This window comes from Kaistella pullorum (assembly GCF_014837035.1).
Lineage (GTDB): Bacteria > Bacteroidota > Bacteroidia > Flavobacteriales > Weeksellaceae > Kaistella > Kaistella rhinocerotis.
The window spans coordinates 392,998-419,507 of sequence record NZ_JACSPS010000002.1; the positions used below are offsets into that span (position 1 = coordinate 392,998).

A 26,510-nucleotide genomic window follows, 5' to 3' on the forward strand; every position below is an offset into this window, starting at 1 on the left:
TTTACTGAAGATAATTCTCCACCAGCGCCACCCAGTAGCGCGCGCCCACTGGCAGCAATTGCTGGTCAAAAACATACTGTGGATGATGTACCATATAGGTGTCACCGTTCCCGACCATGCAGTAGTTTCCTTTTTTCTTTTCAAGCATAAAGGCGAAATCTTCACTTCCCATGTACGGATGGGCATCTGTAATCACATTTTCTGCGCCAAAAGTCTTTTTCGCCACTTCGGCAGCCCAATGCGTTTCTTCCTCAGCATTTACCAGCACAGTTCCGGGAATACCTTCGCGGATTTCCACTTCACAGTTAAAAGATTCGGCCTGGGCTTTTGTGATCTTCCTCACCTTATCAAGCACCATTTTACGGTCTTGTGGATCCATATTTCGTATACTTAGCCGAAGCACAGCCTTCTGCGGAACGGCATTACCGGCAATTCCCGATTGAAAGGAGCCGACATTCACTACGGAATTATGCCAGGGCGAAAGATTTCTGGAAACGATGGTTTGAAGCGCCAACACGAGCGATGAACCACACACGATCGGGTCAATACCGAGTTCAGGCATCGAGCCGTGGCTGCCTTTCCCCGTAATCTCGATTTCCCAGTTGTCTACCGCAGCCATGAATTTTCCTGTGTTGAAATAGAATTTACCCAGCTCCAATCCGGGCATGTTGTGCATCCCGAATACCGCGTCCACGGGAAAGCTTTCGAAAAGCCCGTTCGCAATCATGGCAGGCGCACCCTCCATTGTTTCTTCACCGGGCTGAAAGATAAGGCGTACGGTACCGCTGAAATTTTTAGTTTCGGCTAAATATTTGGCTGCTCCTAAAAGCATGGTCGTGTGCCCGTCGTGTCCGCAAAGATGCGCTTTGCCCGGGATGGTGCTTTTATAAGGCAATTCATTGGTTTCCTCGATTGGGAGCGCATCGAAATCTGCCCGTAATCCAATTGATTTTGATCCATTACCCACTGTCATTGAAGCTACGATCCCGGTTTTCCCGATGCCTTCAGCAATCTCCCAACCACCGATTTCGCGAAGTCTTTCGACAATAAATTTTGATGTATTGGTTTCAGTCATCGCCAGTTCAGGTGTCTGGTGCATGTGGTTCATCCATGAGGTAAGCATTTCTTTTCCCTCTTTTATTCTGTCTAAAACAGCTGTTTCCATTTTATTGATTTTAAATATTTTAATTAATTGTTATTGGTTTTCACATGTTTTGGAACGGTCATCAGGATTGATATAATGGCCAGAATTACCATCAATAAATTAAGTCCCAAAGCAACCAATGCGCCCTGCCGAAGTGCCAGATTATCCTGGCGTCCAGCGAAGTTAATCAATCCGTCCATCCATTCGATAGGGCCGGTTTGGCCACTTAAAGCCGTAAATACGGCGGCAGAGACAGCCACGCCTAAGGCCACGCCAAGTGAGGAAGCCATTTTATAAATCCCGGAACCTGCACCTGCCTGGTCATCAGGAAGGTTAGAAAGAGCAGCATCTGTCGAGGGTGTTGCGTAGAAGGCCAGACCAAGGCCAAAAAGGGTGTAGGCGATGATCGCCAGAATCTTATAGGTCTCCGTCATAACCTGTGTCTGCATCAGCAAAATGATTGATAATCCGACAATCAAGGAACCCCAAATCATAGGTTTGCGTGCCCCAAATTTTTGCAGAAGCTTTTCGCCAACACGTATGAACGCTACTATTGCGATCGCGTATCCCAATGTCAGCAAGCCAGATTCCTGGGAGCTTAATCCCGCGCCGAGCTGTACAAGCGAAAGCGAAACAATCAGGATGCCGGCTGTGGCGTTAAGCAGGAAATTTGATATGGTGGCGCCAGTGTAAATTGAATTCTTAAATAATTTAAAATCTACAAATGCATTACCGTTACCGCTTTCAATTTTGTAGAAAATCAAACCAAAAATCACGAAACCAGCTAGAAGACCTAGCGATAACAGGCTTGTCCAGCCAAAATCACTTCCCTTGCTCAGCAAAATCTGCAGCGCGATGATGGAAATCATAAATGTAACGATGCCTGCAAGATCAAATTTATAGCCGGGTTTGGGTTCGCCTTTACTTTCGGGCGTACCTTTTACCATTAAAAATCCAATTATAGAAATCACTACTGTGGCCCAGAAAATATAGCGCCAGCCAAGGTTAGAGGCAACCAATCCGCCAAATAATGCACAGAAGCCTGAACCTCCCCACGAACCAATTGACCATAAGCTCACTGCCCGTTGTCTTGCCGCGCCGTCCCAGTACGCTTTCACGAGGGCTAAACTCGCCGGCATAATCGCTGCGCCCGAAAGACCCTGGAAGATCCTTCCGGTCATCAGAACCGGAGTTGCCAAAGAACCTGCGGGCGTGAGTGCCACCAGTGCTGAACCGATAATACTGAAAATAAAACCGATCTGGATCATCTTGACGCGTCCGACGCGGTCTGCCAAACCGCCGAATACAACGATAAAGATCCCGGAGAATAATGAAGTGATGGAGACCGCGATGTTCATTGCGTTTTGTTCCATTCCGAGGTCTTTTGCCATCCCGACGTTAATGTTGAGCGTTGTTTGCGCAAAAAGCCAGAATGCCAGGACGCCGAGTATAATGCCGTACAGCAGGCGGTCATTACCGCGGAAGGTGTGAACTTGATTTGAATTTTCCATGCTAGTTTAGTTTAAAGTCTTATTTAAATTTACCACCGTTCTCAGGTGTTTTATTGCGGGCAGTGGGCGCTGACAGCACCTGAAAGTTCAGCCGATTGTATTGAGACAGAGATTTGTTCTGAGAATTTTTGCGCGGCTCGTCTGATCGCCATTCCGCCGAAAACCACAACGAGAATTTCTGAAAAAGTGCAACTGGGGACACCGCAATATTTATTGAGCTGGCACCGATACCGAGATCTCGGTTCACGAGCGGCGCAATATTGAGAATCGAATTGACGAAAAGGTAGAACGTTAGCACTGCCTGAATGAAACCGGTAAGTATCCGGTCGGTGCCCTGTATTGGATTTTCCATAAAATTCAGATTTTGATGAGAGGCTGTAAACTGCTCAATACCAATATGAAATTACGTCTTTTAATGTAAATCGGAAGTGGTGGATTTAATTATTTATATAAAAATTAACAATATCTTAAGCTAAGAATGATATAAGTTGATTCCTGAACGGTCTCACGAAAACCTACCGTTGGGTTACGGCGGTTCGTAGTCTCTTTTCCTTAAAACTTTAAACTTTTAGCTACTCAAACCAAATCCGTAAATTTGCGGTATGAAGCAAGACACGATTTGTGCGATCGCGACAGCGAACGGTATGGGCGCACTCGGCATCATCAGGCTTTCGGGCGATGACGCGGTGGAAATAACTAACAGGGTTTTCGAAGGTAAAAATCTGGAAAAAGTGAAATCGCACACCGTTCATTACGGATTTATAAAAGATGGCAGTGAAAGTATCGATGAAGTGATGGTTTCGGTTTTTTTGGCACCGAAAACGTTTACCACAGAAAATTCCGTTGAGATTTCCTACCACGGTTCGCCTTTCATCGGTAAAAAAATCCTTGAAGTTCTGCTCAAAAACGGTGCGCGGATGGCTAAAGCCGGAGAATTCACCATGCGCGCCTTCATGAACGGACGGATTGATCTTAGCCAGGCCGAATCTATTGCAGACCTTATTGCGTCTGAAAACGAAGCTTCGCGAAAAGTCGCTCTCAAACAGCTTAAGGGCGGCATCACGGATGAGATTTCCATTTTGAGAACCGATTTGCTGAATTTTGTTTCGTTGGTAGAACTTGAACTCGATTTCGCTGAGGAAGACGTAGAATTTGCAGACCGCACGGCGCTGACGGCGCTGCTGAATAAAATCGAATTAAAACTAAAATCCCTGATTGAAAGTTTCACGTACGGAAATGCGCTCAAAAATGGGGTAGCGGTCGCCATTCTCGGGAAACCGAATGCGGGAAAATCTACGCTGCTGAACGCACTTTTAAAAGAAGAACGCGCGATTGTAAGCGACATTGCCGGAACGACGCGGGACACGATCGAGGAAGTGATTCATATAAAAGGAAATGCGTTCAGACTTATTGACACGGCGGGTTTGCGTGAAACTACAGATGAAATCGAGAAAATTGGGGTAGAAAAGGCCAAAGAGAAATCTGACAAAGCTGATATCCTTATTTACTTAATCGATGCAGCTTCAACCGACATTTCTGAAGATATCGCGATGCTGAAAAGCCTGTTGCGTGATGATTTGGAGACCGTCATCTGCTTTACAAAAATGGACAAAAACTCGGCAGCCACACATTCATTTGAAGAGAAAATTAAAGCGGAAACCGGCCAGCAGAGCTTAAAATTCCTTGAAATTTCGGCTAAGGAAAATGTTAATCTGGACGAGCTTAAAAATTCACTTACTCACTTTGTCGAAAGCTTAAAAACTGACGAAAATGTGGTCATCACGAACCAGCGCCACTTCGAAGCTTTGCAGAAGTCGCTTCAGGCAGTAAAGGCAGTGGAGGATGCGGTTACTGAAAAAATTACAACAGAACTTCTGGCTTACGAATTGCGCAACGCACTGGAATACCTCGGCGAAATCTCCGGTGAATTCACCAATGATGAAGTGCTTGGAAATATTTTTTCGAAGTTTTGTATCGGGAAATAAAATTTGCTTAATCAATTTGTGACTCGTAAATCAGTTTATCCAAAACTTCATTTGCCACTATTTTACCGTTTTTAATGGATGTCTTATCGGTGATATCAATAAATCCGAGTTTGCATTTTTTCCCTAAGTTGTCAAAATGAAAGTTGCCGAAATCGCTGTCTGTTTGATTGGTTTTCGGGTAAAGCAGCAAGGATTTTTCGGCTTTCCAGTGGAGATTGTACACGAACATTTGTTTCAGGTCCTCGTCCGAAGGATTATTGGATCCTATTATTTTCCATTTGGTGTCGATTACGAAAGTTTCATGTGCTGTTTTTAAAATGATGTCAGGACGGATGCGCTTGTTTTCCCAAAACCTGTCGGAATTTTGAAACGAGATTTCAATTTCATCTTTTTTGTGCTTTTGTAAGATTCGGAAGATATATTCTTCCCACAATGTATTCATATCGAATAAAAGCGTCAACAGATTTTCGTTTCCATACTTTAGACTTGGCGAGTAATTCAGAATGATGATTTTGGCAATATCAAATGCTTTTTGATAATCGTGAGTTTTTCTGTCAATGATTACTCTGTCAAAATGCTGTTTTTGAATTTTAATATTTTCAAATTCCTGAAATTCAAAAAGTACACGGTTTAATCTGTCTTGAAGTGAATCACTTATGAAAGTCTTTAAAACCAATAAGCCTTTCAGCAAAATCTGATGCAGCAAATGGTTTCTGTCATAGACCATATGTTCACAAAAAAAATGCTCCTTGTGAACCAGGTTCTGCTGAATGTTTTGAGCGAAAAGCAATTTACCTTTCAGAGCATTTTTATTAGACTGGTTCTTTCGGTATTTTTTCACCAAACCTTTCTTCACCAGCCGTTCCACTTCGGTTAAATACAGTTCAAAATAAACATCCAGAATCGACTGGTACCGTTTCGTAAGGTGCGTTTCGGAAACAGATTCTACCTGAATATGTTTGCAGACCTTCAGCATATTCAGCAAAACATTCTGCCACAGGTTTTTATCTGCATCTTCTTTGTTGTCAGCCTTTGGAAGAATCTCAATGGTTAACCCACCTATCTGAATTACACCTACATAACTTCCGAAACGTATCCCATTGTGAATGACCGTAAAATATTTGTTTTGATGCAGTTCATTGAATTTTACCATTGCGTCAAAGTGATGTTTTCGGAAATTACCCGAATCATCATATCGCAATTTTTGATACTCAAAAACCTGTATGAATTTTTTTTTATTCATTCCTTAATCTTCGTAAACGGAAATAAAAGTCTTTTCATTCCAGCTTTCAAAAGTCGTAAAACGGTACACTTTTTTATCTTCTGCAAAGTCGTGTTCATACGTGAAGTTTTTCGGGAATTCTGCCGTCTTTTCGTCTTGATAAATAAACCTACCTCCCAACACTAAACCGATTTTCCCGAAATCTCCGTAAAAATATTCTTCTAAAAGAGGAATGATTTTATCTTTAAAAACGGTTTTCAAATCTTCTAAACTTTTGACTCCTATAAAATAAGAATGACCGATTTGGTGGTCTTTGTCAATCAATATCTCAATGCGTTGGTTAATTGTATGCAATAATAGCTTTAGATCCACATCGCGATATTCACAATCCATCAGTATTTCAGGGTTAGGCTGCATTTCAATAAAAGAAAAACGCCTTCTCAATGCCGTGTCCAACGCCTCTACACTTCGGTCCGCGGTGTTCATTGTGCCGATGATGTACAAATTATTTGGGACAGAAAATTTCTCTTTACTATACGGTAATGTAACTTCTAAAGCGTCCGAATTTCCAGCGCGCTTACTATCTTCAATTAATGTGATTAATTCTCCGAATATGGCTGATACATTTCCCCGGTTGATTTCGTCAATAATGAGGACGAAAGGGCGATGAGATCGCACATAGTCTTTTGCTTCTTTATACTTTTCTAAATTAAAATTAGTTGTCATATACTCAACGATATCTCTCATATCCTTCTGGAAAGCGCCTGACGGTCTTGCTTGCCTGTCATGATAAGTATCAAAAATATTTTGTTTTGTGATAGTGAATGTATATTGAGATGGAGAATTAACGGAGGAATATTTAAGAGAATCTTTAGAGGACAAACCATACTCCCATGAACCAATTTTTAATAATTTATTTTGAGCAATTTTATTCTTTACTTCCTCAATTAATCTATTCCAAACTTCATCAAAATTGTTACATGTATTCTTTGCTGTATTTGTATTTGCAATATTGCATAATTCCTTAAAAATGCCTTCTTTAACTTCATAAGCAACAGTTTTTATTCCTTCTTCATTTTCGTCCATAGTGGGCTTTATCCCTTCAATAAAGTCCTCATAGCTCAAACTCTGGTGAAATGTGGTGAATACGATCTGTTTTGCATTTATCAAGTCTTCATATTCCCTATTTGTTTCCTCTCGGGACCTTTCTTTTTGACCATTAATAATTTCAACGGCTATTTTTTTTGTGTTGTACGTTTTCCCCGTTCCCGGCGCGCCGTACAAAATTTGGTTCAATGGCATTTTTACTTCAGTGTGTGGTTTCGTAGGTGCGTTATCTGCAGGATGATTATGGAGCTTGCCGAGAATTTCATTTCTAAAATCGATATCAAAAGCCATTTGTTCCAGATCACCGTTATTGTACTTTGAATATCCGGAATTTTGAGTCTTCGTAAGTTCTTTTTCTATCGCCTCAAATACCTTGTTCTGCTGATTTGCAATCTCTAAAATAGTATCAGATTTGTTCCAGTAGGCGAGTAGTTCCCCTTCATACCCTTCGTAGTGGGGAGTTATAGCTTCACTGGCGATCACACCAAAAGTCATTTCTTTACTTTTTTTATCACCAACCCGGAAAATGTAGCGTTGTCCTATGGTAAAAGCAATCCATTTCTTTCGGAAATTAAAAACAAGTCGTGGATCATTGTGTTGCAACCCGAAATTTTCAATGATCTTATCTAAAAATCCATAATATTCCTGCAAATCTTTTACATTAAAATCCTTCAGCAGACTGACTAAATCTGCCTCTTTCAAATCTCTGAAAACGACATACAGAATATTCTGAATCATCAGATATTTATCATCCCAGGCAGGTTTTTGATAGAATTTTCTATAGGATTTAAGGAAATCATCATCCAGTAACTTTTCCTTAATGATCTGTCCTGCTAACGCTTGTAAATGCAGAAATCGCTGTCCCGATTTTTGGGATTTAATATTAAGATAATTACAAAGATCCTTATAATAATCTGCCTTGTACAAAATATATTTTTCAGGATACCGGAAAGCCAGATAAACCGAGATTGTCCTTTCATCCTGTTGAGTTTTAATATTGGTTCGGTTTAATGCCTGTCTGACCTTAGACAATATGCTTTCTGATTCAGCTTGAAAAGTTTTTATCCTTAGTGAAATCTCATCCTCTTCGTCATACAGATTTCGAAACATTTCTTTTGTTTCGGTCGGAAAGTGTAAAGCTGCTTTTTCAATAAATCCCCACGAGTTTTGATATAGCAGATTCGAAACTTTGCTGAAAGAAGCGCGGAACATCTGATAGAAATCCTCTTTTTCGAGATTCCAATTATCTTGAAACGTATTGATTGCTAAATATTTGTAGTTTTCATTCGGGTCACCTGTTTGTTCTAGAATGTCGATGTATCTCTCAGTCAACTCGGACGTTCGTTCAATTAAATTCTGTACCATTTGGTCAATATGATCTTAGCTGTGTTAATGTATAAATTTAGCTTTATTATATGAATTTTCATAATTCCTGAGCAATATCGATTATTCTTAATAGGGACGAACTGACGACAGGGTATCATGGTTTTTGCATTTTTCTGTCTGTTTATCATTTTTTATAAAACACACCCTTACATGTTTTTTACCCGTTTAAAGAGATGCTTCTTTCAAAGCGTTGTCCTTTTAGGAATCTTTATGCCTCCTGCGAGCCGCTGCAACCTTGCAAAACTTCAATCGGCCCTTACGGCAGTCTACCTTTGCTCAAAATATTTGATATGAAAAACACAATTATCGGCGCAATAGCCGGCGACATTATCGGATCACGGTTCGAATGGAAAAACTACAAGTCTAAAGATTTTACGCTCCTTAATAAAGACTGCAAATTCACTGACGATACGGTGATGACGGTGGCTGTTGCGGATGCTATTATGAACCGGAAGGATCTCGCTACGACGCTGAAATTCTATGGCCGCCGCTATCCGAACCGTGGGTATGGCGGTCTATTTAACAGGTGGATCTACACAGATTGTGCTGAAACGTACAACAGTTTCGGCAATGGCTCCGCGATGCGCGCCAGTGCTGCGGGTTTTTATGCAAAAACACTGCGCGAGGCAATCAATCTTGGACATAAAACAGCGGAAATCACACATAGTCATCCGGAAGGATTGAAAGGTGCAGAGTCCGTGGCCGCAGCAATCTTTCTGGCCAAAAGCGGAAAGAGCCGCTCGGAAATCCAAGAATTCATCACCGTGCTTTTTGGTTACGACCTTAATTTTACCTGTGATACAATCCGTGAGAATTACAGTTTTGATGAGACCTGCCAGGGATCTGTACCGCAGGCTATCGTGGCGTTTCTGGACAGTACAGATTATGAAGATGCTATCCGCAATGCAATCTCGATCGGCGGCGATTCGGACACTATTGCAACGATCACCGGCGGTATTGCGACTGCTTTCTATGGCGGAATTCCGGATGAGATACGGAATTTTTCAATTAATAAACTATCACCGGAACTGCGTAGAGTAGTGCTCGAATTTGAAAAACGGTTGTCTTAGCCACCGTTTTTTTGCTATTTTTAAAGGGTAAAATTATCCTATTGAAAGTTTACCTTATTTATTCGCCTGAGGTGCATCCGCAATCTGTGGATGCGGTTCTCGAAATCCTTACGTCGGTCCCGGGACCGCTGGAATTCAAAGTGGTACACATGCCGTGGACCTACGGTGACAAATTTCAGATTGAACAGCAGCGCTACCGCCCCGATTTCCGTTTCCGGATTGAGTCTGAATACAGGCTTCAGCATTATAAGGCACATCTTGGCTACCCGCTGAGCTGGAGCGAGTTGTTTTATCTCTGCGACCGTGCGCGAATGGATGCCTCCATTTCACAGGATGATTTCGTCATACTGATCACCAACAGGCGGAATTCAATGAATTTTTTCAGCATGTTTGATATTGGTGGGAAACGCAATGCATTCGTGCAGGCGTCGGACTGGGAACACTTCCTGAAGTCGCCCGAGACGTATCCGGTAGCGTATGAAGTGGTAGCGAACATGTTGCGCATTCTGAGCGAATTTAAACTCGATCAGAATATTTCTGAGCATTTCCATACAGACGCAATTGGCTGTATGAACGACTTCTGCGAAAACAAAAGCCAGATTATCCTCAAGCTCCGCACCGCGGATCTGTGTCATAGTTGTCTGGAAGTTTTGGAGGAGCGCGGTGCCGATCCACAGATCGTGGCACAGTCGCTGCAGATTTTCGAGAAGATACGTACCCGCTTGAAGTTTTCACAGGGTTTTGCAGGCAACATTAAACCAAAAAAAATCTCCGTGAGCGGACAGGGTACTATCACTGTTGCTGATAATGATTTAACGCTGACACCACTTGAAAAAACCATTCTCATTTTCTTTTTGCGGAGCCCCGAAGGCATCCGCCTTGCCGAACTCGATGATTATGAGAGCGAAATTTTCACCATATACCAGCAACTGAAGGCAAATGCCGACCCTGTAAACATTCGCAGACTGGTGGATAATATTGATGGTAATTTTTCTTACAACAAGTCGCGCCTCAACCGGAAACTGCGTGATCAGATCGGGGAACCGCTGGCTAATTTTTATGTGATCAATGGTCTGCCGGGCGAGCGTTTTTCGGTTGCGGTACCGCGCGAACTCATTTCGATGCCGAAAGGTTTTACACTGTAAATCTTAAATTGAATATAGCCGGAGCGAAATCGTGCTGCAACCTTGCAGAAAGTAAAACGCTCTGTTCTCACAGGTAATTTTGTCGTGTACAAATTATTCACTTCAAAATTTCAAGACATGAAAAAAATTCTGGTTCACAATCTGATCATCCTTGATGCCAGCGGTTCTATGAGTTCGATGTATGACGCTACACTTAACGGTTTCAACGGTTTTCTAAAAAACATTAAAGCAACTGCCGCGGAATTTCCCGAACAGGAGCACCGCGTCTCATTCGTAAGTTTTAATACGTATGGAATCACGTATATATCCGAAAACGTAAAACCAGACGGAGTGCCGACGCTCAGCCAGGTAAATTATCGTCCCAACGGTGGTACGCCCCTGCACGACGCGATAGGAACCGCCGCAAACCGTCTCCGTGTAAAAACCGAGTATTTTCCGGAAACCAAAGTCCTCGTGAGCATTTTCACCGACGGTTACGAAAATGCTTCGGTGGCGTATTCCGCAAAAAGTATCCGCGAACTTATCGTCAGACTCGAACAGAAGGGCTGGACTTTCACCTACCTCGGCACCGATCACGACGTTACTGCAGTAACAAATGATCTCGACATTAAAAACACAATGTCTTTTCACAAAAGCCAGCACGGACTGAATGTTATGTTCGATGAAGAACTAAAGCGCCGTAAACGTTATTACAGCGACCTAAATTGCGGCCGCCAGAATCGAACCGGAAAGTATTTTGAAGACGGAGAGTAAGTGTAATGCGGAATCGCTTTTATTAAGGAAACAAACGGTAGGCAGCAGTGCATGTTGCATCCTTTTTTCTTTCGTGAAAACCATTATCTACGATCAGCTTCTTTGGCTGCCGGAAGAAAATATACCAACGAAAAAGTGAGCATGAAGACTGTGGCGGTGTATCAGCATGTGTACTCGTATAGTTTTTCGTGAGAAGGTATCATTATCCCCCGCAACCCGCTCCGAATCACTAAATTTGCACAAAACATATTGTTATGAACTTAAAAGGAAAAAATGCCGTCATTACTGGCGGCGGTCGCGGACTGGGTAAAGCGGTCGCTATAGCCTTGGCCCGCGAAGGGGCAAATATTGGTCTTACGGGCCGCAATGAAGAAAACCTCAAATCAGTAGTCAGCGAACTTCAGGATCTCGGCGTGAAAGCGGCTTATGCAGTCTTCAGCATTGACGATGAGGCGCAGGTACAGAAAGGAATCCAGACACTGGCGGGCGAATTGGGAGGTGTGGATATCCTGGTGAATAATGCCGGCATCGGCGACTTCGGAAAACTGAATGAAATGCCCACTGAAACATGGGAGCAAGTGATAAAAACCAATCTCTTCGGGGTTTATTACGCGGCAAAAGCCGTTTATCCTTACCTGAAAGAAGCCGGTGCCGGTGATATTGTTAATGTCGCTTCAACGGCCGGACTGAAAGGCGGACCGAATATGTCCGCGTATGCCGCATCGAAAGCTGCAGTAGTATCGCTCTCACAATCCATGATGGCCGAATGGCGCAAGGAAAACATCCGCGTGATTACCCTTACGCCGAGTACCATCGCCTCCGATATGTCCATTCAGGGCGGACTCACAGACGGTAATCCCGATAAAGTGCTCCAGCCGGAAGATTTTGCCGAGTGGGTGCGCGATATTCTCAAAATGAACCGCCGCGCGCTGATTGCCAACGGCTCTATTTTCTCCACAAATCCTTAACCGGAACTTATAGTGCATACAACGACATAACGCACTCCTCATTTACAGAACATCATATTAACCACTTGACATTTTGGGTCAGGTGGTTCTATTTTTAATAATTCAGCAGATCATCCACACACCAACTTAGTGTCTCTGTGGTCAATATCTTTTCGCCGCCCCGGCCACTTTTTCGGAGCTGATTTCCAATATTTTTCAGCCACGTAAAATACTTTAACCAACTTATTTCTTTCTTTAAATTATTCAATTATTTAAACTTTCACTAAACAGGACCTCGCTTTTTGTTGTTTAAGTCAGTGGCTAACGGTCTTTTTGCAAGTGTTTAAACTCCATTAACCGATTATACTAATACCTGCGGAATGCCTTTTGCTGCGCATCCGAAAAAAATAAGATGTCACTCCAAAGATTTATCACTGCCCAAAACAATACCTACGCTGATGCACTTAACGAAATCAGCAACGGAAAGAAACAATCGCACTGGATGTGGTTTATTTTTCCGCAGCTGACAGGTCTGGGCCGCAGTGAAACCGCAAATTTTTATGGATTAGCAGATCTGCAGGAAGCACATGAATATCTGAAACATCCACTGCTTGGCGGACGTTTGCGCGAGATTACCGGAGCATTGAACTCACAGTCCGGGCGGGATGCACATGCAATATTTGGAAGTCCGGACAATCTTAAGCTTCAATCGAGTCTTACGCTTTTTGCTCTCGCAGATGGAAGTGCTGAGTCGGTTTTCACAGAGGCGCTGGCAAAATTTTTCAATTCGGAACCAGACCAGCGCACCCTCGAAATTTTAAATTATAATCAGCCGGATCGGAGTTAATTGTTTAAATAAAGTATCAAGTCCAGGCAAAAACATGAGTGGAAATGGCTGCTTTATTTATCTTTACGATCGGTATGCAGCTAAGACCCATTCTACACAAAATCGCGCACTGGGAGACCTGGGACTGGCGTATAAAATACGTCCCGATTGTTCCCATATGGGTCTGGAACTGCTTCCGTGCGCGCTCCTGGTGGTTTTTCACACCATCAAATCCCAAACTTGAATTCGGCGGATTCGAAGGTATGACGAAAATGTCGATTTATGAGCATTTGCCGCCCGCAACCTATCCAAAAACAGTAGGCGTGAAGGCGAATATTCCGTTCAGTGAGCTGGAACAGACAGTTTCCGAAACTTTTCAGTATCCGTTCGCTGTAAAACCCGATGTGGGCCGGATGGGTTTCATGTTCAGGATCATCAGCAGCGCGGCACAGCTCAGATTGTATCATGAGGCGATGCTTGTAAACTATGTGGTGCAGGAATTTGTGACGTATCCGCTGGAGGTGAGTGTCTTCTATTATCGCTTTCCTAATGAGGCAAAAGGGACCATTACCGGTTTTGTTCGGAAAGAATTCCTTGATGTGGTAGGTGACGGCACTTCGACATTAGATGAACTGATGACAGCGTGTCCGAAGTTACGCTTCAGGCTTCCAGAAATGCGGGCAAAACACGCAGACAGACTGCATTTTGTGTTACACAATGGCGAACGCATCTGCATGAGCAATGCGCTGAACCTGAGTCGGGGATGCTCCCTTAAAAGTCTTGATGAGGAGATTGATGCCCGTTTGGTTTCGGTTTTTGATGAGATCAGTTCATATTCCGATACGCTTTATTATGGCCGTTATGATATTAAATGTGCTTCCATTGAAGATTTGAAGGCTGGCCGGAATTTTTTAATCCTCGAATACAACGGTTCCGGTGCCGAGCCTCATCACGTCTATGGAAATGGTAATACACTTTTCGAAGCCTGCCGCATCCTCGCGCGTCACTGGAACATTCTTTATCAAATTTCAAAAGAACACCGAAAACGCGGTGTGCGCTACTACCGGTTTAATCAAGGTTGGAAAACTATGCGGAACTGCAGAAAATATTTCCATGAGCTGAAAAAAATCGATGCCAATTTCCCGGAATTTTGATAACAGAACCCATTTCTGGGAGTTAATTTGTGCCAATTTTGGATTTCTTACGCCGGAAAAAATTCTTTATTTGATAACATTTATCAGCTATTGGTCGTGATTTGGCAGAATGTGAGTTCTGTCATTCGCATAGTAATTAAAAATGGGTACTTTAGCTGCCCGTTATTTCACCCTGATCATCATACGCGGCGTTTTTCGGTTTTTAATGATAAATGAGCAAGGACAATTAGTCGAGATTCCCGCAGTATCGCCGCTATACAGCCAAACCATACCTGCAGATTTACCGCTGAAAGAGAAACTTTACGCCAGTGCTAAGCCTTACGCGTATTCGCTGTTCGATGGATTTTTAGTGGGGGCACATTCCGGTTTCCGGAATTTCAGACTTGGCCAACGCAAAGGCATCAGCGTAGGTGGTAAAGATCAACCGCTTTATGTCATAGGCATTGATGAGCAGGAAAACCGTGTTTTTGTAGGTGAAGGAAGCGGACATCCGGGTCTGTGGACCGAAGTGCTGGCTTTCGGGCCGTTAAATCCAGGCTTTGATGCTTTTAAAAATATTCAAACGGATTCTGCACTGCAGGTATCAGTGTCGTCAAACTCCCTGCAAAAAGCAGTTCAGGCACAACTATATATTTTTCCGGACGTGCTTTTTCTACAAGGCCAAACGTTATTTCCGCTGACAATGCGGGACGAAAATGTGACGGTTTTTTACCAAGATAAAATTTACACTTTAGACAAAAAATAAAAATTCAATGCATTATGAAGCTTAAATTATCCTTATTGGTAAGTTTGTTTTCATTCTTACTTCACGCCCAAAGCGCTCCCGCGTATTACAACTCAGTAAATTTTAGCAAAACAGGTAACGCCCTGAAAGGTGACCTGGCAACCCTCATCACCAACACGCACACTAAAGTAATTTCTTACAGTGAACTTCAGACTTTGATGAAAACCAGCGATGTGGATCCCGCAGTTCCCGGCAACCTTTTGTTGATCTACGGATCGCAGGCTTCCGGAACACACCAGAGAAGCCGTCCTGTGGGCGGAAGCTGGAACCGCGAACACGTTTACGCAAAATCGAAAGGTACCCCGAACCTCGGAACTTCCGGTCCGGGAGCTGACGGACATCACCTGAGACCTGCTGATACCTCGCTGAACAGCACACGTGGCAACCTTTCGTTTGACGACGGAACAGGTGCGGCTGCTTACAAAACCTCACGCGGTGGCTGGTATCCGGGTAACGAATGGAAAGGCGACGTTGCCAGAATCCTGATGTACATGTATGTACGTTACAATAGCCGTTGTTTGCCGTTGAACATCACAATGAATCCAAGCACTTACTCTTCAGACTTCCCGGATATCCTACTTAAATGGAATGTGGAAGACCCTGTTTCAGCATTCGAAATCCAGCGCAACAATGTGGTAGCTGCGACACAGAAAAACAGAAATCCATTTATTGATAACCCATATCTTGCGACTGTAATCTGGGGTGGCCCACAGGCGCAGAACAACTGGCCTGATACTTTCAGCGGCGGTACAGAAGGCGACACAGAAGCACCTACTGCACCTACCAACCTGGCGGTGACTGCGAAGACATCGAACAGTATTTCTCTGGCCTGGACAGCGTCTACAGACAACAATGCAGTAGGCAGCTACGAGGTTTATGCTGACAATGTGCTGAAAGCTACCGTTTTCAATCCGTTGACCACCGTTACAGGACTGAACCCTGCCACGACGTATACTTTCCACGTGATTGCAAAAGACAACAGCGGAAACCTCTCTGCCAGCAGCGCAACCGTACAGGGCACTACAGAAACGGCTTCTACAGGCTCGGGCACGAGCTGTGGAACTGAGGATTTCGAAAACCTCCCAAGTGCGTCTTCATCTTATGCAGACAGAACCTGGAGCAGTAAATCAATCGTTTGGACTGCCACCAATGCACGTACAGACGGACAAATCAGTATTGACGGTGCAAGCCGGGCAATCTGCATCAGAAAAGGCAGCCTGAAGTCGAGCACTATTTCCGGCGGTATCGGTTCGCTTACTGTAAAGACCTATTTGCCGTTCAGCGATTCAGACGGAAGCTATACTCTGAAGATCAATGGTGTGGTAAAAGGACAGATTCCATATTCTAAAACTGCAAAATCCACTACCATCCAGAATATTGATGTAGAAGGTAACTTTACTATCGAGCTGGTTGATGACCTAACACAAAACCGTGTGTCATTTGATGACCTTACCTGGTCTTGTTATGCGCCGTTAGGAACAGATTCTCAGGCCATCGCACCGAAGAAAATCACACTTTACCCCAACCCTGCAACCACTCAGGCTGTATTCATCAGCGGACTTAGCGGTACGGAAACAGTGAAGATCTACAACGCGGCAGGCCAGGTAGTACAGACTGTTGCTAATGTGACCAATAATACACAGCTTTCACTTAAGAATCTTCCGAAAGGCTGGTATTTTGTAACCACAAAAACGCAATCAGCAAAATTGATTGTTAAGTAATCTAAATTTCATTTTATATATGCGCGGATCATTTATGGTCCGCGTTTTTTTTGATTTTAATTTTTTTAGAAGCAACACATTGGGTGCATCTTTCCACAGGCAGACCCGTCTTCTGCTGTATCCCCGCGCTCGGTTTACACCTCGCGCGGGGGATGCCGCGTCAGCCGGGGCTATGAAGGTTGGTCGTTTATCCTTTCGAGAGGTTTTTAGTGTGTTTATTTCAAGCCTTCTCAGAAGCCACCAGACACATTTGGCAAAATAGTTGTAGCGCTAGCGTATTGATAATCAATTACGTTAACATTAAAAAATAAAAAAGATGAAAAAGTCACTTTTAGCAATTGTATGCGCTGTAGCTCTTACAGCCTGCAAAAAGAATGAAACCACTACCAACGAAATGTCAACAGACAGTCTGGAGATGAACATGCCGGCTGACACCGCAATGATTCAGGACAGCATGGCAGTTTCAGGTGATACAACGCAAAGCGGTACCTTAAATGATCAGGACAGAACCTTCGCGATGGAAGCCGCTAAAAGCGGGATGATGGAGGTGATGCACGGACAGTTGGCTGCCACCAACGGTAACAACGCGAAAGTGAAAAGTTTTGGTGAGATGATGGTCCGCGACCATACAAAAGCCAATGATGAACTGAAAAGCCTCGCAACCGCCGCCGGACTTACTCTGCCAACCACTCCGGACGCTTCACAGCAGCGAATGCACGACGATATGAAGGCTAAAACAGGTGCAGATTTCGACAGAGCTTTTGCAGAAATGATGGTTTCTGATCACCAAAAAGCGGTGGATCTTTTCAAGAAACATGCTTCGCAGGGTAGTGATGCGGCACTGAAACAGTTTGCAGAAAAGACCCTTCCTACGCTTGAGCAACATTTAGCACAATCAAAGGAACTGCGTGACGCAGTGAAATAATTTTTACCTGCTTTATTATACCGAAATCCTGCCGGATCCGTCCGCAGGATTTTTTTTATTCCCAGAGAAAACCTAAAAACTTAAGCATCAGCAACAGATTTTCCCCACTTTTTCAAATCCCATTTCTTTAGACTATTTTTGCTGCCATTAAAACTTACATTTCTCATTATGGAATTAATTCAAAGCATCCTCGATTTCTTCTTAAACCTCGACAAGCATCTGTTCACTATGATCGTAGATTACGGTTTGTGGATTTACCTCATCCTTTTTCTCATCATCTTCGTAGAAACGGGACTTGTAGTGATGCCTTTCTTACCAGGCGATTCCCTGCTTTTTGCTGCAGGAACTTTCTGCGCAGGTGTCGTCGGCGCTTCGGGTGATGTGGCCAGCCTCAATCTGTGGCTCGTTTTGGGACTGTTGTTTGTTGCGGCAGTATTGGGCGATTCTTTAAATTATTATTTGGGGAAAAATATCGGTTTGAAAATCCTCGGCTGGAAAATTGGTGAGAAGCAGCTCGTAAACCCAAAATATATCGCTCAAACCCAGGAATTCTACGAAAAGAATGGTCCTAAGACAATCATCATTGCGCGGTTTGTACCGATAGTGAGAACATTTGCTCCTTTTGTGGCCGGAATTGGTTCGATGAATTATAAAACATTCATTAAATATAACGTGATCGGCGGTTTTGTATGGGTTTTCGGCCTTACATTGCTTGGTTATTTCTTCGGAAACATGCCGGTGGTGCAGGAAAATTTTGAGACCGTAATTATCGGTATCATCGTGATCTCCATATTGCCAATGATCTGGGAATTCATCAGTGCAAAAATTAAGAAAAACAAAGCAGAATAATCAGTTCTGAACATTATAAAAAATGCCGCGAGAAAGAACGCGGCATTTTTATTTAGACCGATTTATATATTATCAAATAAGCTATTTTAGCTAAGTTTGCGCCGGCAATTTATTTCAATTCCTTTTAATTTTAAACGTCCATACCATGATCGATAAGAATTTTTACCTTGAAAACCTTACGGCTTTTGATACACTGATCGAAACCGACAAAATCGAGGCTGAGAAAGCCATCTTTAAAGTATACTGCATCCTGCAGCGCGACAAATACTGGCTGAATCACGTTGCCACGCCCGAAGAAATAGGGGAGGAAGATGCTGAACTGCTTGATGAAGTAGAGACAGAACTGAATGATCTGGAAGTAGCGTACGGCTACAGGTTTGCTTATTTTCACCAACTTGTAATGGAAGAAATGCAGAAAACCGCCAATGTAAATCCTGCGGAAACCGATCTGAACGCCGCACAAACCACAGAATTTGACAGCGATTTAACTGCTGATGAAATGGATATGCCAGATGATGAGGAAAAATTTTTCAGCACAGATGATTTTGATGAGGACGATTTCGAAGAAGAGGACGACTATGAAGGTGAAAATTCAAACCAAATGGGAGATTTCAGCGATGAAGAGCTGAATCTCGTGGTAGATTATGTACTCAACAGTGCCAAGCAAAAATTTGATTATGAGGAATTCTTACTTACCTACGCAAACGCGACACCGGAATTTTTGGATGATCACGTCCTGCTGTATGTTATTGCGCGGAAAGCATATGGTGAGCCCGAAGAGGACATCGCAGAGTCTTTGGAAGAAACCTTTGCGGCCAACGGACTTGACGCCACAAGGGACGAATTGGTGGATTTAATCGACACTTTCGGGAAAAAACTGAGCAAGGAAATCCTGGCTTTCGGCATTGCGATGGACAGTCTGCAGCACGGGACACATCCGGTGGACGTGGTGGCGCATATTTCGGACATCATTTAAAAATTTAAATTTGATCCATCAGCTGCACAGGAACTTTTTCGAGGTCCTGCAATATCTTGCGGAATTCGGTGATTTCAGTATGTTCCATATCTTTTTTAGCGATGATGATGGCGGATAAACTGTTTTGATAAATCAGGAACCAGTCGCGCTTCTCAATGATCTTAAAGAGTTTCTCCCACTTCACTTCCATATAAAATGAGTTGCCACGAATCTTTATTTCATCAGATAAAAGCTGCATCTCCAGTGGTTCGCAAATTTGAAAACTGGAGTGATAAACCGTATAAATTGTGGTGAAAATCACTATGGGCTGCGCTACCAGGATAAGTGCAAGCGTGATATACTGATAGATGATGGGTTTAGGCAGATCTAAAATGCCTGTGTAATAAAACACGATCCATAAAATCAGCACGACGGCCACACCAAGAAGAAGTTTCAGCACCGGACGCTGGTAGGTAAGGCCAAACAGCAATCTCACATATTGCCGGAATGAAACCTTGGTTTTTATAGTCATCAAAATTGATTTTGAAATATTAAGGCATAAAAAAAACAGCCTGAAATCAATAGTTTCAGGCTTCGTGGGATTGTACTAAATACTGTTTGAGGCCCTGTCCCCATCTGCGTCGCGATGGTTGTAGAAATGATGTTCAGAGAGAAAAGTGACGAGTGCCGCATCTACCATCGCCTTGTTCATCATATAGAAATTCTCGGGGTCATCATAGTTTTCACCCGTATTGTTACGGTCAAGTATCACCCAAATTGTATATTCCTTTCCCTGAATTTCAAAAAAGATCTCGCGTTTCACAGTCTCTGCTTCAGATCTTGTTTCGCCAAGACGTAGCAGATTGATCTCGTTTTCCTGAATCTCGATTTTCATAATAGTATTATTTAATGTTTATTTAATTTTTAAATTCATCTGGGCTTCTCTGTTTCCAGAATTTTCATTACAATTTTTTCCTCTTTCGTTAATCCGGCTTTGCCGTCATCAACTTCAATCGCGTCGAGTTCATCCAGATATTTCCGGATAGAATTATTTTCGTAAAGATTGATGACCAGCGGATGTACATAATATTTCCGGCAAACGGTTGGCGTATTCCCAAGATTTTCAGCCACCATTTCCAATGCCTTTTTTACTTTGGATTTGTACGTACTGTCATTTTCTGCGGCCTCTATTTCTTTAAAAGCGATCAGCGCGTTCACCGTTCCCGACCAGGTTCTGAAATCTTTTGCCGTAAAATCTTCACCGCTGATCTCTTTGATATATTCATTCACCATTCCGGAATCTATCGGATGCCGTTTTCCTTCGTCGTCATAATACTGGAAAAGCTCTTTCCCGGGAATGTCTTTACAGTTTTGAACGGCTTTTGCGAGCTTTCTGTTCCTCAAATCTATATCGTGATAGATTCCTTTTTTTCCTTTGAATGAAAAATGGATCTTCTGTCCGCTAATCTCCACATGTTTGTCCTTCAGCGTGGTGATCCCGAATGACCCGTACAGCTTTTCATACACACTGTTGCCGATCCTGATATTCGTCCTCTCCATCAAGCTTACCACCACGGCCAGTACTTTTCTTTTTTCTAAAGTTTTAAGCGAAAGGTCTTTTTCCAAATTCAGCCTGATGTTTGGAAGTGCATATCCAAAATGCACCATCCGGTAGAATTTAGTATGGTTTCTCAATGCATTCCAAACCGGATGGTAGCGGTATTGCTTCCGTTTTTTGGCATCAAGTCCGGTAGCCTGCAGGTGACCGTTTTGTAAGCCGCAAATCCAAACGTTTTCCCATGCGGGCGGAATAGCCAGTTTATTGATCCGGCTTATTTCTTCCTTGTCTTTTATTCTCTCACCATCCATGAAGTAAGCGTACTTCTTGCCGCTTTTTTTCCGTACGATGCCCGCGCTGTCGCGGTCTGTGGTATAGACAAGACTCACGGCTTTCGCCGATTTCACCGGGTCTTTCATGATCTTCACGATTTTCGCCGGCGTAAGGGATTTTACAATTTCAGTTTCAGGGGTGTTCATTATTTTAATTTGTTATTCACAATCCCGAAACTTAGCTTCCCACAATTTCACCTCCGTTCGGATGCAAAACCTGGCCGGTCATATACGACGAATCTTCACTTGCCAAAAACAGGAAACAAGTGGCCACCTCTCGTGGCTCACCGGCGCGCTTCATCGGCACATCACTGCCAAATTCAGCCACAGACTCTTTTGAAAACGTGGAGGCAATAAGGGGTGTCCAGATAGGGCCGGGTGCAACAGCGTTGACCCGAATTCCTTTCTCCGCAAGATTCGCGGAAAGACTTCGAGTGAAGGAAAGTATCGCGCCTTTTGTTGCGGCATAATCAATCAGATGGTCACTTCCACGATAAGCGGTAACTGAAGTTGTATTGATGATACTGCTGCCTTTTTTCAGGTGTGGCATCGCATTTTTGGTCAGCCAGAAAATGGAGAAAAAATTAGCATTAAACGTGGTCATCAACTGTTTTGTGGTGATATCTTCTATGGAATCAGCTTCCCAGTGTGTTCCCGCATTATTAATTAGGATATCCAGTGAACCAAACTTTTTTAAGGTTTTACTGATCACCTTTTTACAATGCGTTTCGTTGCCCAAATCACCTTCGATAAGAAGGCATTTGCGACCGAGTTTCTCTACTACTTTCTTCGTTTCTTTGGCATCTGCAGTTTCGTTCAAATAAGCAATCGCAATATCAGCGCCGTGTTCTGCGAACAGCAGTGCAGTCGCACGTCCGATGCCGCTGTCACCACCTGTGATGAGAGCAACTTTTCCCGATAATTTATCGCCCGCAAGCGCAGGCTGACTTTTAGGTTTGGGTTTTAGGTTTTTTTCCAAACCCGGTTTAGCCTGCGACTGCTCGGGACGGATTTTCTTTTTTGAATCTTTCTGCATTGCAATCAATTTCTATTTCTAGTAAACAGCCAAAGAATTAAACCAATCACTGCAACTACAAGTATAATTCCCCACCACATACCTGCTTCGAAGATGGTTCCTATGACATCGCAACCCGTTAAAGTCATTAATGCTACTGTCATTAAACTGAACAATGTGAACTTTTTCATAATCTATTTTTTTAATGTTAGTTTATTGTTTTACACCCGATTATTATCCGGTCGCCATTTTTTGATGGCTTTTTTAATTTCATCACCCGAGATATTTTCCGAAAGCGCGCGCTTGATCAAAACCTTAAATTCATCATCATACGCAAAACGCAGTGCAGCCACTTGAGAGAAATTGAGTTTTTCAGCAACCTCATCCGATCTTCCGCCAAAGATTTCAAAGTAACGTTGCTTAAATTCAAGCCTGATAATGCGGTCCTGATTTCCAAGTGCATAATGCTGACGCAGCATGATTGCCAAATATGAGATGAGAAATACAACCACGGAAAATAAGATCCAAATTAACTGGTTATCCTCATCAGTAAAAAAATTCCATACACCTACGATCAGCAAAATCATCAGCAGCGGCAGGAAAATAAAATGGTGTGGCGCGTAGTACTTTTTGTGGTTGTTGTAGTTCTGTGTCTGCATATTGATGCATTATCAAAAATGCTTCCAAAGCCACTGTAAAACAAGATTTGAAGAATATTCCGAAGCAAATTTCAAGATTCTGCAAGAAAACCGATCGCTTTCAGCATGTCAAAACCCGGCCCGAGTACAGGTTTGAACAGGTCGCCTTTGGTCTGAACGCGTTCCAGGGCATTCTCAATATTAAAATCGGTGGGCGAAAGGTCTGACTTAAGTTCATCCCATTCAATCGGCATAGAAACCGGCGCGCTGTTTTTGGGTCGCAGACTGTAGACGCTTGCCAGCGTCTGGCCGCGGCGGTTTTGAAGATAATCCAGGTAGATCTTGCTTTTGTCGCGTTTCTGAAGTGCACGTTCAAGGGTGGTGATTTCGGGCAGTTCCTGCTGAACCATCTGCATCATCAGATGTGCAAAATTTTTCACCTGCTCAAAAGTATATTGTCCACCGGTTGGTACATAAATATGGATGCCGGATGAGCCTGAAGTCTTACACAAACCTTCGATTCCACCTTTATCGAGGATTTTTTTCACGGTTTGAGCGGTGAGGATGACCTCTTCAAAGGTGTTGTTTTCAGACGGATCCAGATCAAGCACAAGATAATCAGGCTGGTCTGAAGTGTTCGCACGGCTCGTCCAAACATTCAGTTCGATGCAACCGAGATTGTTCAGATAAGCAAGCGTAGCTCGGTCGTTACACAGGATATAATTGATCAGTTTGTCATTCGATTCTGAATATACTTTCTGTGTTTTAATCCAGGTCGGAGTTTCATCTGATGCATCTTTTTGGTAGAAACTCATTCCATCAATCCCATTTGGAAAACGGTTCATCGACTGTGGCCGGTCTTTGAGATGGGGTAGGATGTAATCCGCCATGCTTTGGTAATAGGCGATCAAATCACCTTTCGTAATGCCGTCTTTCGGGAAATACATCTTATTTTGGTTGGTAAGCCTCACATTCTGGTCGCCAAAATTCGTGAGTTCCTCCGCGGTCTTTTCCGGTGTTTTTTTTATCGGGACACTGTCTGGAAGTTCACTTTCAGTCTTTAATTTTTCCTGAGGTTTAGCTGTATCTAAATCTTCAGGTCTAAGGTCTTCGCGCAACCTCAAAAAAACCGGATGTCTGAAAATATGCTCCTCGGTAGTCTCCGTAAATTTAATCTCAGCAATAAGTTCAGGTTTGAGCCAGGTAGCGGTATCATTGGTTTTCGGTACTTCAGCAAAAGGTGATTTTTGAGTGATCAGCGGCTCCATCTTTTTGTGCAGTTCAGTCAGCGTCTTGTCACTGAAGCCGGTTCCGGTGTGACCGCAAAACTTCAGTTCACCATTGAAATATCGGCCTAATACGAGCGAACCGAATTTCTTCCGTCCACCTTTCGGCGCTGTGAAACCGCAAATCAAGACTTCATCGGTTTTCATGCTTTTAATCTTGAGCCAGTCGCCTGTTCGGGTGCCGCGCTGATAAGTACTGTCCGTTTTCTTGGCAATCATCCCTTCCAGCTGCAGGCTTTCCACAAGCCGATAAAATTCTTCACCATTTTCGAGGACGTGATCGTGATATTTAATGACATCAGTTTCCACCAATGCCTCTTTCAGCAACTCTTTCCGCTGCAGCAAAGTCATGTTTTCCGTAGAATGACCATTAAGCCAAAGCAGGTCGAAAACCTGATAGATGACGATTAAATTGGGGTTTTCCCCGATGCGCTGCAGCCACTGGAAATTCGGTTTTCCCTTATCATCGTAGGCTACCAGTTCGCCATCTAGGATCATTTCATGTTGCTGAAGCTTAAGCGAATTGCTGATTTTTCTAAATTTTTCAGTGTAGGATAATCCGTTTCTGGAATAAATCTGGATTTCATCGCGTAGGTCAGCGATGGCGCGATAACCGTCCCATTTAATCTCAAAAGCCCAGTCAGGTGAGCTGAAGGGCTTTTCGGTGATTCCGCACAACATCGGAGTGATGAAATTTTTCAGTTTTTTTTCGCCGGCGAGGGCAGGTGTATAGTTTTTAAAACCTTTTAATTTGTGCGTTTCACTACCGCTTTTACTTTTTTTTTTGCTCTGAAGATATTCAGAGACTTTTGAGTCAGGGCTCGTATTTTCCTCCGCGTCGTAATGATCGGTAGCGAATTCGTCTTTATGTTTGATGAGCAGCCACGGATTTCCTTCTTCCGAATTCTTAATTTTCACCAGTGCAAATTCACCATGCAACTTTTTGCCATGCATGACGAACTTGATCGAGCCGCTTTCGAGTTCGTTCTGCATCACCAGATCATCACTTTTATTTTTGATCTTTTTTAATGGTTCGTAGGTGCCTTCATCCCATATTTCTACCACGCCGGCGCCGTAGTTTCCGGCGGGAATTGTACCTTCGAAGGTGCGGTAATCAAAAGGATGGTCCTCCACCATCATCGCCAGACGTTTGTCTTCTGGGTCAAGCGATGGACCCTTCGGTATGGCCCAACTTTTTAGGACGCCATCCATTTCCAACCTGAAATCATAATGAAGGCGGCTTGCGGCGTGACGCTGCACTACAAATTTCAGCTTACCTTTGGAGCTTTTCAGTTCGCCTTCAGGTTCGATGGTTTGCGAAAAGTCACGCTTTTTGTTGTATTCTTCGAGGTTTTTCATTGCATTATGAATTAAATCCCGTTATCCGGCCTTGGCTTTCCCGGCTTCAAGACTTGCTTTCAGCTGCGCCATCAGGTCGGTTGCTTTAGATGAAACCTCTTCCTTAGCTTCGATTTTCTTGGTCTTACCCTTTGCTTTGGCTTCGATTATCTTCATCAAGTCCTCGTTGTAGGTGTTTTTAAATTTAGCCGGATCAAATTTTGTCGCGCGCTGTTTGATCAGTGATTCTGCCATCTCCAACTCGTCGTTATTGGGTTTTTTCGCAGAAGGAACCTTCAGGTCTTCAAAACTCCGGATTTCTTCCGGATAACGCATGCGGTTAAGTATTAAGATCTTGTCATCATACGGACGAACCAGACAAAGGATTTCTTTTTCTCTTAATATAAATGTCCCGATGCCGGCCATTTTCGTTTTGATCATGGCATTTAGCAGCAGTTTGTAGGCATCTTCTCCATTTTTCTGCGGCTCGAGAAAGTAAGATGACTCGAAGTAAACACTGTCAATCTCATTTATATCGACAAACTGTTTGATGTTCAGTAATTTGCTTTTTTCCGGATTCACCTGTTCGAAATCTTCCGGAGTCAGCACGATATACCGGTCCTCGAGTTTGTAACCTTTCACGATATCTGCGTATTTCACTTCTTTTCCTGTGGTTGCATTTACGCGTTTAAAATTGATGTTTGAAAGGTCATCTTTATCGAGCATATCAAGGTCGAGATTGCTTTCGCCGGTTGCGGTGTAAAGTTTGATAGGGATATTTACCAATCCGAAGCCGATGGCTCCATTCCAAATTGCTCTCATACTCGTGGTTTTGATTGGCTGTATCAAAAACTCTTCC

General features: G+C 43.2%; 25 protein-coding genes. 12 read left to right on the top strand and 13 right to left on the bottom strand.

Features of this window, described 5'->3' with window-relative positions:
• Position 1: 1 nt before the first annotated feature.
• The 3 genes from H9628_RS06240 to H9628_RS06250 are packed head-to-tail and all read right to left on the bottom strand — an operon-like array spanning position 2 to position 3,007.
• Positions 2-1,165 (bottom strand): M20 aminoacylase family protein, encoded by a 1,164-nt coding sequence (locus tag H9628_RS06240; protein ID WP_251833259.1) that lies wholly within the window; start codon positions 1,163-1,165, stop codon positions 2-4.
• A gap of 23 nt (positions 1,166-1,188) precedes the next feature.
• On the bottom strand, positions 1,189-2,655 hold the full coding sequence (locus H9628_RS06245) for an MFS transporter (RefSeq protein ID WP_251833260.1): 1,467 nt from the start codon (positions 2,653-2,655) through the stop codon (positions 1,189-1,191).
• A gap of 19 nt (positions 2,656-2,674) precedes the next feature.
• Positions 2,675-3,007, bottom strand: coding sequence for a hypothetical protein (locus tag H9628_RS06250; protein ID WP_251833261.1), 333 nt, complete (start codon positions 3,005-3,007; stop codon positions 2,675-2,677).
• 250 nt (positions 3,008-3,257) lie between these two features.
• Here H9628_RS06250 and mnmE point away from each other — a divergent pair, with 250 nt between their 5' ends.
• Entirely contained in the window at positions 3,258-4,640 is a 1,383-nt protein-coding gene (gene mnmE, locus H9628_RS06255; RefSeq protein ID WP_251833262.1) for a tRNA uridine-5-carboxymethylaminomethyl(34) synthesis GTPase MnmE, read from the top strand.
• Positions 4,641-4,647: 7 nt separating this feature from the next.
• Here mnmE and H9628_RS06260 read toward each other — a convergent pair whose 3' ends face one another.
• Positions 4,648-5,883, bottom strand: coding sequence for an McrC family protein (locus tag H9628_RS06260; RefSeq protein ID WP_251833263.1), 1,236 nt, complete (start codon positions 5,881-5,883; stop codon positions 4,648-4,650).
• Between the two features lie 3 nt (positions 5,884-5,886).
• Positions 5,887-8,334, bottom strand: coding sequence for an McrB family protein (locus H9628_RS06265; RefSeq protein WP_251833264.1), 2,448 nt, complete (start codon positions 8,332-8,334; stop codon positions 5,887-5,889).
• A gap of 311 nt (positions 8,335-8,645) precedes the next feature.
• On the opposite strand from H9628_RS06265, the gene H9628_RS06270 reads away from it, so the two are divergent.
• The 11 genes from H9628_RS06270 (at position 8,646) to H9628_RS06320 (ending at position 19,505) form a co-directional block, all read left to right on the top strand.
• Positions 8,646-9,425 (top strand): ADP-ribosylglycohydrolase family protein, encoded by a 780-nt coding sequence (locus H9628_RS06270; protein ID WP_251833265.1) that lies wholly within the window; start codon positions 8,646-8,648, stop codon positions 9,423-9,425.
• Between the two features lie 41 nt (positions 9,426-9,466).
• Positions 9,467-10,570 (top strand): hypothetical protein, encoded by a 1,104-nt coding sequence (locus H9628_RS06275; RefSeq protein ID WP_251833266.1) that lies wholly within the window; start codon positions 9,467-9,469, stop codon positions 10,568-10,570.
• 117 nt (positions 10,571-10,687) lie between these two features.
• Entirely contained in the window at positions 10,688-11,323 is a 636-nt protein-coding gene (locus H9628_RS06280) for a VWA domain-containing protein (RefSeq protein ID WP_251833267.1), read from the top strand.
• Positions 11,324-11,577: 254 nt separating this feature from the next.
• On the top strand, positions 11,578-12,291 hold the full coding sequence (locus H9628_RS06285; RefSeq protein WP_251833268.1) for a 3-ketoacyl-ACP reductase: 714 nt from the start codon (positions 11,578-11,580) through the stop codon (positions 12,289-12,291).
• Positions 12,292-12,682: 391 nt separating this feature from the next.
• A complete protein-coding gene (locus H9628_RS06290; RefSeq protein WP_251833269.1) occupies positions 12,683-13,117 on the top strand; it encodes a DUF1810 domain-containing protein in 435 nt (144 codons plus the stop codon).
• Between the two features lie 44 nt (positions 13,118-13,161).
• Entirely contained in the window at positions 13,162-14,250 is a 1,089-nt protein-coding gene (locus tag H9628_RS06295) for an ATP-grasp domain-containing protein (RefSeq protein WP_251833270.1), read from the top strand.
• A 142-nt stretch (positions 14,251-14,392) separates the two neighbouring features.
• Positions 14,393-14,995 (top strand): tRNA methyl transferase PRC-barrel domain-containing protein, encoded by a 603-nt coding sequence (locus H9628_RS06300; RefSeq protein WP_251833271.1) that lies wholly within the window; start codon positions 14,393-14,395, stop codon positions 14,993-14,995.
• A 14-nt stretch (positions 14,996-15,009) separates the two neighbouring features.
• The gene (locus tag H9628_RS06305; RefSeq protein ID WP_251833272.1) at positions 15,010-16,755 is read left to right on the top strand and encodes an endonuclease; all 1,746 of its coding nucleotides are present in this window, start codon (positions 15,010-15,012) and stop codon (positions 16,753-16,755) included.
• Positions 16,756-17,071: 316 nt separating this feature from the next.
• Entirely contained in the window at positions 17,072-17,680 is a 609-nt protein-coding gene (locus tag H9628_RS06310) for a DUF4142 domain-containing protein (RefSeq protein ID WP_251833273.1), read from the top strand.
• Between the two features lie 168 nt (positions 17,681-17,848).
• Entirely contained in the window at positions 17,849-18,529 is a 681-nt protein-coding gene (locus H9628_RS06315; protein WP_251833274.1) for a DedA family protein, read from the top strand.
• Positions 18,530-18,674: 145 nt separating this feature from the next.
• Positions 18,675-19,505: a hypothetical protein gene (locus H9628_RS06320; RefSeq protein ID WP_251833275.1), complete on the top strand. Its 831-nt coding sequence runs from the start codon at positions 18,675-18,677 to the stop codon at positions 19,503-19,505.
• A gap of 4 nt (positions 19,506-19,509) precedes the next feature.
• Here H9628_RS06320 and H9628_RS06325 read toward each other — a convergent pair whose 3' ends face one another.
• From H9628_RS06325 to ku, 8 genes are all read right to left on the bottom strand, one after another.
• Positions 19,510-20,016, bottom strand: coding sequence for a YcxB family protein (locus H9628_RS06325; RefSeq protein WP_251833276.1), 507 nt, complete (start codon positions 20,014-20,016; stop codon positions 19,510-19,512).
• A gap of 75 nt (positions 20,017-20,091) precedes the next feature.
• Positions 20,092-20,379 (bottom strand): hypothetical protein, encoded by a 288-nt coding sequence (locus H9628_RS06330; RefSeq protein WP_251833277.1) that lies wholly within the window; start codon positions 20,377-20,379, stop codon positions 20,092-20,094.
• Between the two features lie 35 nt (positions 20,380-20,414).
• A complete protein-coding gene (locus H9628_RS06335) occupies positions 20,415-21,521 on the bottom strand; it encodes a DNA topoisomerase IB (RefSeq protein WP_251833278.1) in 1,107 nt (368 codons plus the stop codon).
• Between the two features lie 31 nt (positions 21,522-21,552).
• Positions 21,553-22,410 (bottom strand): SDR family oxidoreductase, encoded by an 858-nt coding sequence (locus H9628_RS06340; protein WP_251833279.1) that lies wholly within the window; start codon positions 22,408-22,410, stop codon positions 21,553-21,555.
• 5 nt (positions 22,411-22,415) lie between these two features.
• Positions 22,416-22,580, bottom strand: a complete 165-nt coding sequence (locus H9628_RS06345) for a phosphatidate cytidylyltransferase (RefSeq protein WP_251833280.1) — start codon at positions 22,578-22,580, stop codon at positions 22,416-22,418.
• A gap of 30 nt (positions 22,581-22,610) precedes the next feature.
• Entirely contained in the window at positions 22,611-23,048 is a 438-nt protein-coding gene (locus H9628_RS06350; RefSeq protein WP_251833281.1) for a DUF6526 family protein, read from the bottom strand.
• A 71-nt stretch (positions 23,049-23,119) separates the two neighbouring features.
• Positions 23,120-25,672 carry a DNA ligase D gene (ligD, locus tag H9628_RS06355; protein ID WP_251833282.1) on the bottom strand — a complete coding sequence of 851 codons (2,553 nt, stop codon included), beginning with the start codon at positions 25,670-25,672 and terminating at the stop codon, positions 23,120-23,122.
• Between the two features lie 21 nt (positions 25,673-25,693).
• Positions 25,694-26,473 carry a non-homologous end joining protein Ku gene (ku, locus tag H9628_RS06360; protein ID WP_251833283.1) on the bottom strand — a complete coding sequence of 260 codons (780 nt, stop codon included), beginning with the start codon at positions 26,471-26,473 and terminating at the stop codon, positions 25,694-25,696.
• Between the last annotated feature and the right edge of the window lie 37 nt (positions 26,474-26,510).

What these genes read in the sequence shown, in the direction of transcription:
- H9628_RS06240 (WP_251833259.1), bottom strand. Translation starts at nt 1,165, where the DNA reads ATGGAAACAGCTGTTTTAGACAGAATAAAAGAGGGAAAAGAAATGCTT.
- H9628_RS06245 (WP_251833260.1), bottom strand. Translation starts at nt 2,655, where the DNA reads ATGGAAAATTCAAATCAAGTTCACACCTTCCGCGGTAATGACCGCCTG.
- H9628_RS06250 (WP_251833261.1), bottom strand. Translation starts at nt 3,007, where the DNA reads ATGGAAAATCCAATACAGGGCACCGACCGGATACTTACCGGTTTCATT.
- mnmE (WP_251833262.1), top strand. Translation starts at nt 3,258, where the DNA reads ATGAAGCAAGACACGATTTGTGCGATCGCGACAGCGAACGGTATGGGC.
- H9628_RS06260 (WP_251833263.1), bottom strand. Translation starts at nt 5,883, where the DNA reads ATGAATAAAAAAAAATTCATACAGGTTTTTGAGTATCAAAAATTGCGA.
- H9628_RS06265 (WP_251833264.1), bottom strand. Translation starts at nt 8,334, where the DNA reads ATGGTACAGAATTTAATTGAACGAACGTCCGAGTTGACTGAGAGATAC.
- H9628_RS06270 (WP_251833265.1), top strand. Translation starts at nt 8,646, where the DNA reads ATGAAAAACACAATTATCGGCGCAATAGCCGGCGACATTATCGGATCA.
- H9628_RS06280 (WP_251833267.1), top strand. Translation starts at nt 10,688, where the DNA reads ATGAAAAAAATTCTGGTTCACAATCTGATCATCCTTGATGCCAGCGGT.
- H9628_RS06285 (WP_251833268.1), top strand. Translation starts at nt 11,578, where the DNA reads ATGAACTTAAAAGGAAAAAATGCCGTCATTACTGGCGGCGGTCGCGGA.
- H9628_RS06290 (WP_251833269.1), top strand. Translation starts at nt 12,683, where the DNA reads ATGTCACTCCAAAGATTTATCACTGCCCAAAACAATACCTACGCTGAT.
- H9628_RS06295 (WP_251833270.1), top strand. Translation starts at nt 13,162, where the DNA reads ATGGCTGCTTTATTTATCTTTACGATCGGTATGCAGCTAAGACCCATT.
- H9628_RS06300 (WP_251833271.1), top strand. Translation starts at nt 14,393, where the DNA reads ATGGGTACTTTAGCTGCCCGTTATTTCACCCTGATCATCATACGCGGC.
- H9628_RS06305 (WP_251833272.1), top strand. Translation starts at nt 15,010, where the DNA reads ATGAAGCTTAAATTATCCTTATTGGTAAGTTTGTTTTCATTCTTACTT.
- H9628_RS06310 (WP_251833273.1), top strand. Translation starts at nt 17,072, where the DNA reads ATGAAAAAGTCACTTTTAGCAATTGTATGCGCTGTAGCTCTTACAGCC.
- H9628_RS06315 (WP_251833274.1), top strand. Translation starts at nt 17,849, where the DNA reads ATGGAATTAATTCAAAGCATCCTCGATTTCTTCTTAAACCTCGACAAG.
- H9628_RS06320 (WP_251833275.1), top strand. Translation starts at nt 18,675, where the DNA reads ATGATCGATAAGAATTTTTACCTTGAAAACCTTACGGCTTTTGATACA.
- H9628_RS06325 (WP_251833276.1), bottom strand. Translation starts at nt 20,016, where the DNA reads ATGACTATAAAAACCAAGGTTTCATTCCGGCAATATGTGAGATTGCTG.
- H9628_RS06330 (WP_251833277.1), bottom strand. Translation starts at nt 20,379, where the DNA reads ATGAAAATCGAGATTCAGGAAAACGAGATCAATCTGCTACGTCTTGGC.
- H9628_RS06335 (WP_251833278.1), bottom strand. Translation starts at nt 21,521, where the DNA reads ATGAACACCCCTGAAACTGAAATTGTAAAATCCCTTACGCCGGCGAAA.
- H9628_RS06340 (WP_251833279.1), bottom strand. Translation starts at nt 22,410, where the DNA reads ATGCAGAAAGATTCAAAAAAGAAAATCCGTCCCGAGCAGTCGCAGGCT.
- H9628_RS06345 (WP_251833280.1), bottom strand. Translation starts at nt 22,580, where the DNA reads ATGAAAAAGTTCACATTGTTCAGTTTAATGACAGTAGCATTAATGACT.
- H9628_RS06350 (WP_251833281.1), bottom strand. Translation starts at nt 23,048, where the DNA reads ATGCAGACACAGAACTACAACAACCACAAAAAGTACTACGCGCCACAC.
- ligD (WP_251833282.1), bottom strand. Translation starts at nt 25,672, where the DNA reads ATGAAAAACCTCGAAGAATACAACAAAAAGCGTGACTTTTCGCAAACC.
- ku (WP_251833283.1), bottom strand. Translation starts at nt 26,473, where the DNA reads ATGAGAGCAATTTGGAATGGAGCCATCGGCTTCGGATTGGTAAATATC.